At 66.5% G+C, this 7,276-nt stretch carries 5 protein-coding genes and 1 pseudogene; 5 read left to right on the top strand and 1 reads right to left on the bottom strand.

Annotated features, from left to right (window positions below):
* The first annotated feature begins 31 nt into the window (after positions 1-31).
* Positions 32-1,078, top strand: a pseudogene (locus JO059_RS22470) (ArsA family ATPase).
* Entirely contained in the window at positions 1,075-2,241 is a 1,167-nt protein-coding gene (locus JO059_RS22465; protein ID WP_293322885.1) for an ArsA family ATPase, read from the top strand. The pseudogene JO059_RS22470 and the gene JO059_RS22465 overlap by 4 nt, the downstream one beginning before the upstream one ends.
* A 160-nt stretch (positions 2,242-2,401) precedes the next feature.
* On the opposite strand, the gene JO059_RS22460 is transcribed toward JO059_RS22465, so the two are convergent.
* Positions 2,402-2,752 (bottom strand): WhiB family transcriptional regulator, encoded by a 351-nt coding sequence (locus JO059_RS22460; RefSeq protein ID WP_293322883.1) that lies wholly within the window; start codon positions 2,750-2,752, stop codon positions 2,402-2,404.
* A gap of 376 nt (positions 2,753-3,128) precedes the next feature.
* On the opposite strand from JO059_RS22460, the gene ponA2 reads away from it, so the two are divergent.
* The 3 genes from ponA2 to JO059_RS22445 all read left to right on the top strand — a co-directional run.
* Positions 3,129-5,561 (top strand): transglycosylase/D,D-transpeptidase PonA2, encoded by a 2,433-nt coding sequence (gene ponA2 / locus JO059_RS22455; RefSeq protein ID WP_293322881.1) that lies wholly within the window; start codon positions 3,129-3,131, stop codon positions 5,559-5,561.
* A gap of 55 nt (positions 5,562-5,616) precedes the next feature.
* On the top strand, positions 5,617-6,576 hold the full coding sequence (locus JO059_RS22450; RefSeq protein WP_293322879.1) for a metallophosphoesterase: 960 nt from the start codon (positions 5,617-5,619) through the stop codon (positions 6,574-6,576).
* A partial coding sequence (locus JO059_RS22445; RefSeq protein ID WP_293322877.1) for a pyridoxal-phosphate dependent enzyme occupies positions 6,573-7,276 on the top strand: 704 nt, incomplete at its 3' end. The genes JO059_RS22450 and JO059_RS22445, both read left to right, overlap by 4 nt.

Below are 7,276 nucleotides of genomic sequence, written 5' to 3'. Positions count from 1 at the left end.
CGGTGGGCGGCGTAGCATTAAAAAACAAACGATGGTGACGTCCACTTCTACCACTTCTGGTGCCACTTCTGGCCGCAGTAGCTCCGTCGGCTGGCCGGCCCGATTGTCGAGGGCCCGGTTGCATTTCGTGACGGGCAAGGGCGGTACGGGTAAGTCGACGGTCGCGGCCGCGCTGGCGCTGACGCTGGCGGCGGGGGGCCGCAAGGTGCTGCTCGTCGAAGTTGAGGGGCGGCAAGGGATTGCGCAACTTTTCGACGTCCCGCCCCTGCCGTACCAGGAGCTCAAGATCGCCACCGCCGAGCGCGGTGGTCAAGTGAATGCCTTGGCGATCGACATCGAGGCTGCGTTCCTGGAATACCTCGACATGTTCTACAACCTCGGCATCGCAGGCCGGGCGATGCGCCGCATCGGTGCGATCGAGTTTGCGACGACGATCGCGCCCGGTCTGCGCGACGTGCTGCTCACCGGCAAGATCAAGGAGTCGGTGGTGCGCCTCAACAAGGGGTCCAAGGATCCGGTGTATGACGCGGTCGTCGTCGATGCGCCGCCGACGGGCCGGATCGCGCGTTTCCTGGATGTCACCAAGGCGGTTTCGGATCTGGCCAAAGGGGGGCCCGTGCACTCCCAAAGCGAGGGCGTGGTGCGGCTGCTGCACTCCGATGTGACCGCCATCCATCTGGTCACTCTGCTGGAAGCGCTGCCGGTGCAGGAAACGCTGGAAGCAATCGAGGAGCTCGCGGAGATGAACCTGCCGATCGGCAGTGTGATCGTGAACCGCAACATCCCGTCCTACCTGCAGCCACACGATCTGGCGAAGGCGGCCGAGGGCGATGTCGACGCGGACTCGGTCCGGGCGGGCCTGAAGCTCGCCGGGATCCAGCTCAGCGATAATGACTTTGCCGGCCTGTTGACCTAGACGATCGAGCATGCAACCCGTATGACCGCGCGCGCCGAGGCCGCGCAACAACTCGACGAATTGAACGTGTCGCGGCTGGAACTGCCGGCAATCTCCGACGGCGTCGATCTCGGTAGCCTGTACGAGCTTTCGGAATCGCTTGCGCACCAAGGCGTTCGATGAGTATCACGCCGACGACCCTTGACATGGCGGCAATACTGGCCGACACCACCAACCGAGTGGTCGTATGCTGCGGCGCAGGTGGCGTAGGTAAAACCACCACCGCCGCCGCGATGGCGCTGCGGGCTGCCGAATACGGCCGCACCGTATGCGTTTTGACGATCGACCCGGCCAAGAGGCTGGCGCAGGCGCTGGGAGTCAACGACCTCGGCAACACGCCGCAGCGGGTGCCGCTGGGGCCGGAAGTCTCCGGCGAGCTGCACGCGATGATGCTCGACATGCGCCGTACGTTCGACGAGATGGTCGTCCAGTACTCCGGAGGCGCTCGGGCACAGGCGATCTTGGAAAACCAGTTCTATCAGACCGTCGCCACCTCGCTGGCCGGCACGCAAGAGTACATGGCCATGGAGAAGCTTGGCCAGCTGCTGGGCGAGGATCGCTGGGACCTGGTGGTGGTCGACACTCCGCCGTCGCGCAATGCGCTGGATTTCCTGGATGCGCCGAAGCGGCTGGGCAGCTTCATGGATAGCCGCTTGTGGCGGCTACTGCTCGCGCCTGGGCGAGGCATCGGCCGGTTGGTAACGGGCGCAATGGGTTTGGCGATGAAGGCGATTTCCACCGTGCTCGGCTCGCAGATGCTGGGCGACGCGGCGGCCTTCGTGCAATCGCTGGACGCCACCTTTGGCGGCTTTCGTGAGAAGGCGGATCGCACGTACTCACTGCTGAAAAGGCGGGGCACCCAATTCGTCGTGGTGTCCGCGGCCGAACCGGACGCGCTGCGCGAGGCGGCGTTCTTCGTCGACCGGCTGTCGCAGGAGGGCATGCCGCTCGCCGGACTCGTCTTGAACCGCACACATCCGACGTTGTGTTCCCTGCCGATCGAGCGTGCGATCGACGGCGGCGAGACTTTGGAGGCGCTAGAGGCAGATTCCGATTCCGAGGCCGCGTCCCTGGCCGGGGCGGTGCTGAGAATTCATGCCGACCGCGCGCAAACCGCCAAGCGGGAAATCAGGTTGCTCTCCCGATTCACCGGAGCCCACCAGCACGTGCCGGTGATCGGCGTTCCGTCGCTGCCGTTCGATGTTTCGGATCTCGACGCGCTGCGCGCGCTCGCCGATCAGATCACTTCGGCCGGCGACGATGCGGCCCGCGCTGCGGGGCGCTGAGGAGCCGGCCCATCCAACCCCGCCGGCGACGATGGGGCCCGCACTGCGGGGCGCTGAGGAGCCGGCCCATCCAACCCCGCCGGCGACGATGCGGCCCGCTAACGCGTGTAATGAAGACGCAGCTATAAGGTGCCTGGTGTGGAACGCTGGGCCGCTGGGTTTAGCTGACGCCCCGGCCGCGCCGCTTTTCGAAGAAGTCCGCCCAGGACACCACCTCTGGGTGCTGCTTGAGCAGAGCCCTGCGCTGACGCTCGGTCATGCCGCCCCAAACCCCGAACTCGACCTTGTTGTCCAACGCGTCCGCGCCGCATTCCTGCATCACCGGGCAGTGCCGGCAGATCACCGCGGCCTTGCGTTGGGCCGCGCCTCGCACAAATAGCTCATCGGGGTCGGTGGTCCGACACAATGCCTTGGAAACCCACGTGATCCGCTCTTCGGCGTCGACGCTACGCAGGACCCCTTGTGCAGCCGCGATGTTGGTACGACGCGCGGCCGGTCGCGTTCCTGACACGAGCTGTTCCCTTCCTCCCGGCCGCCGGTGCGACCGCCCTCCTCGAGTGCAGACTCCGCTGCGTCTAGCCTCAGTGTGCACATCGGTGTTATCTGAATCTCACCGTGTGTCTAAGTTAGGTGGTCAAGTGGCATTGCGCAACAGTCTGATAACGGTTTTCTTGGCACGCCCGTCCAGTCTTGCACAGCGGAATACGCCCGATGATGGGATTGAGAATAAGTTCGCGATGGGATCGCGCACCTCGTCCGCGGGCGCGACCCGTGACGGACGCGCAAATTTGTCGTGACCTATATGTTGTGCGCGCCGGAGCACCGGGGAGGGCCCTCGGTCACCGCGTGGTGAGGACCGGCGACCCCGGCGGGCTACCCTAGAACCCATGTCAGACCGCCCCCCGGCCGCTCTCACGCTTCTCAAGCTCGTCGGGTGCTGTTTGTTGGCCAGCGTCGTCGCCACGGCACTGTTGTTCCCGGTCGCCGGCGGCTTCGGGCTGATGTCCAACCGGGCCTCGGAAGTCGTCGCCAACGGATCGGCGCAGCTTCTCCAGGGCGAGGTTCCCGCCGTGACGACCATGGTCGACAAGAAGGGCAACGTCATTGCGTGGCTGTACTCGCAGCGCCGCTTCGAGGTGCCCACCGACAAGATTGCCAACACTATGAAGCTGGCGATCGTGTCGATCGAGGACAAGCGATTCGCCGAGCACAACGGGGTGGATTGGAAGGGCACCCTGACGGGTCTGGCCGGCTACGCGTCCGGCGACGTCGACACCCGCGGCGGTTCGACCATCGAGCAGCAGTACGTGAAGAACTACCAACTGCTGGTAACCGCCCAAACCGACGCCGAAAAGCGCGCGGCGGTGGAGACCACCCCGGCGCGGAAGCTGCGCGAGATCAGGATGGCCCTCACGCTGGACAAGACCTTCAGCAAGCCGGAGATCTTAACCCGGTACCTGAACCTGGTGTCGTTCGGCAACGGCTCGTTCGGGGTGCAGGACGCGGCGCAGACCTACTTCGGCATCAACGCGTCCGACCTCAACTGGCAGCAGGCGGCGCTGCTGGCCGGGATGGTGCAGTCCACCAGCACGCTCAACCCCTACACGAACCCGGAAGGCGCGCTGGCCAGGCGCAACTTGGTCTTGGACACCATGATCGAGAACCTGCCGCAGGACGCCGACGCCCTGCGCGCCGCCAAGGCCACCCCGCTCGGGGTGCTGCCGCAGCCGAAAGAGCTGCCTCGGGGATGCATCGCGGCGGGCGACCGCGCATTCTTCTGCGACTACGTGCAGGAGTACCTGTCGCGCGCCGGCATCAGCAAGGAGCAGGTCGCCAGGGGCGGCTACCTCATCCGCACCACGTTGGACCCGGACGTGCAGGCCCCGGTAAAAGCGGCCATCGACAAGTTCGCCAGCCCGACCCTGCCGGGCATTTCGAGCGTCATGAGCGTGATCGAGCCCGGTAAGACCACCCACCACGTGATGGCGATGGCCAGCAACCGCACCTACGGGCTGAACCTCGATGCCGGCGAGACCATGCGGCCGCAGCCGTTTTCGCTGGTCGGCGACGGCGCGGGGTCGGTGTTCAAGATCTTCACCACCGCCGCCGCGCTGGACATGGGCATGGGGATCAACGCCACGCTCGAGGTTCCGGGCCGCTTCCAGGCCAAGGGCATGGGCAGTGGCGGGGCCAAAGGGTGCCCGAAGGACACCTGGTGTGTGGTCAACGCCGGAAATTACCGCGGATCGATGAACGTCACCGACGCACTGGCGACGTCCCCCAACACCGCGTTCGCCAAGCTGATCCAGCAGGTCGGCGTGGCGCGAACGGTGGACATGGCCATCAAGCTCGGGCTTCGGTCCTACGCAGACCCCGGCACCGCACGCGCCTACAACCCGGACAGCAACGAGAGCCTGGCCGACTTCGTCAAACGACAGAACATCGGCTCGTTCACCCTGGGCCCGATCGAGTTGAACGCGCTGGAGCTGTCCAACGTGGCGGCGACCCTGGCCTCCGGCGGTGTCTGGTGCCCGCCGAACCCGATCGACAAGCTGATCGACCGCAACGGCAACGAGGTCGCGGTGACCACCGAGACCTGCGATCAGGTGGTGCCCGAAGGTTTGGCGAACACGTTGGCCAACGCGATGAGCAAGGATGCGGTCGGTAGCGGCACGGCTGCGGGTTCGGCCGGTGCGGCCGGCTGGAACTTACCGGTGTCCGCCAAGACCGGCACCACGGAGGCCCATAGATCATCCGCTTTTGTGGGCTTCACCAGCCACTACGCCGCTGCGAACTACATCTACGACGACTCACCGAACCCGACGGACTTGTGTTCCGCCCCCCTGCGTCATTGCGGCAGCGGTGACCTGTACGGCGGCAACGAGCCGGCGCGCACCTGGTTCACTGCCATGAAGCCGATCGCCACCAACTTCGGTGAAGTCAAGTTGCCGCCGACCGACCCCCGCTACGTCGACGGATCGCCCGCCTCGCGCGTGCCCAGCGTCGCCGGAATGGATCTGGACGCGGCGCGCCAGCGCATCAAGGAGGCGGGCTTCCAGATTTCCGACCAGACCAGCTCCGTCAACAGCAGCGCGAAGTTGGGCGAGGTCGTCGGCACCACTCCCAGCGGCCAGACGATTCCGGGATCGATCGTCACCATTCAGGTCAGCAACGGCATTCCGCCGGCGCCTCCGCCGCCGCCAGAAGGTGCCGGTGGACCACCGCCGGTAGGGTCGCAGGTGGTGGAAATCCCGGGTCTGCCGCCGATCACCATCCCGCTACTGGCGCCACCGCCCCCGCCCGGACAGCCGCCTCCCTAGGCGCCCCGGCGCAAGCGATACGCCGCCGGCCGCAACCGGCAAGTATCCTGCCTGCATGGCTGATGTTCTGCCCGTCTTGATGCGCACCGGGGCCGTCGCGCTCGGTTCGACCGTCGCCGGCGTCGGTTATGCCGCTTTCGTCGAGCGCAACGCCTTCATCCTGCGCGAGATCACCATGCCCGTCCTGACGCCGGGCTCCACACCGCTGCGGGTCCTGCATATCAGCGACCTCCACATGCTGCCCCATCAGCGCCGCAAACAGGCCTGGCTGCGCGAACTGGCCGGCTGGGAGCCCGACCTGGTCGTCAACACGGGTGACAACCTGGCGCACCCCAAGGCGGTGCCCGCGGTCGTGCAGACCCTCGGCGACCTGCTGTCGCGGCCCGGCGTGTTCGTCTTCGGCAGCAACGACTACTTCGGGCCGCGCCTGAAGAACCCGTTGAACTATCTGACAAACCCGACTCACCGGGTCCGCGGTGAGCCACTCCCCTGGCAGGATCTGCGGGCGGCGTTCACCGAGCGCGGCTGGCTCGACCTGACCCACACCCGCCGCGAGTTCGAGGTCGCCGGACTGCACGTGGCCGCCGCGGGGGTGGATGATCCCCACATCGACCGGGACCGTTACGACACCGTCGCGGGCCCGGCCAGCCCGGCCGCGAACCTGCGGCTCGGACTGACGCATTCCCCCGAGCCGCGGGTGTTGGATCGCTTCGCCGCCGACGGCTACCAGCTGGTGATGGCCGGCCACACCCATGGCGGGCAGCTGTGCCTGCCGTTCTACGGCGCCGTGGTGACCAACTGCGGCCTGGACCGCTCCCGTGCGAAGGGACCGTCCCGGTGGGGCGCGAACATGCAGTTGCACGTGTCGGCAGGGATTGGCACCTCACCGTTTGCGCCGGTGCGATTCTGCTGCCGGCCGGAGGCAACCCTCTTGACCCTGATTGCCGCCCCGATGGGAGACCGGGATTCGACAAGCGATCTGAGCCGCTCGCAGCCGACCGCCTCAGTGCGTTGAGCGAACTGGCCCAGGTCGCCGCGCGCAGCCTGCGGCGCGACTGGACCGACAATGCGATCCGGCTGATCCAGGCCGACGCCCGCCGCAGCGCCGACACCCACCTCCTGCGGTACCCGCTGCCGTCGGCGTGGTGCGAGGGTGGCCCAGATGCTCAAGTGGCGTTGTATCTCAAAGACGAGAGCACGCATATCACCGGAAGCCTCAAGCACCGGCTGGCCCGCTCGTTGTTCCTGTACGCGCTGTGCAACGGCTGGATCGGCGAGGACACCACGGTCGTCGAGGCATCGTCGGGTTCGACGGCGGTGTCGGAGGCGTACTTCGCGGCCCTGCTGGGGCTGCCGTTCGTCGCGGTGATGCCGGCGTCGACGAGTTCCGCGAAGATTGCGCTGATCGAATCACAAGGCGGCCGTTGCCATTTCGTGTCCGACTCGAGCCAGGTGTACGCAGAGGCCCAGCGCGTCGCGGACGAGACCGGTGGGCACTACCTGGACCAGTTCACCAACGCCGAGCGCGCCACCGACTGGCGGGGAAACAACAACATCGCCGAGTCGATTTTCGAGCAGATGCGCGAGGAGAAGTACCCCGTGCCGGACTGGATCGTGGTCGGGGCGGGTACCGGTGGAACCAGCGCCACGATCGGGCGCTACATCCGCTACCGACGCCACGCCACGCAGCTGTGCGTCGTCGACCCGGAGAACTC

The organism is Mycobacterium sp. (genome assembly GCF_019247615.1).
In the GTDB taxonomy this organism is placed as follows: domain Bacteria; phylum Actinomycetota; class Actinomycetes; order Mycobacteriales; family Mycobacteriaceae; genus Mycobacterium.
This window is presented reverse-complemented; position numbering and strand designations above follow the sequence as displayed.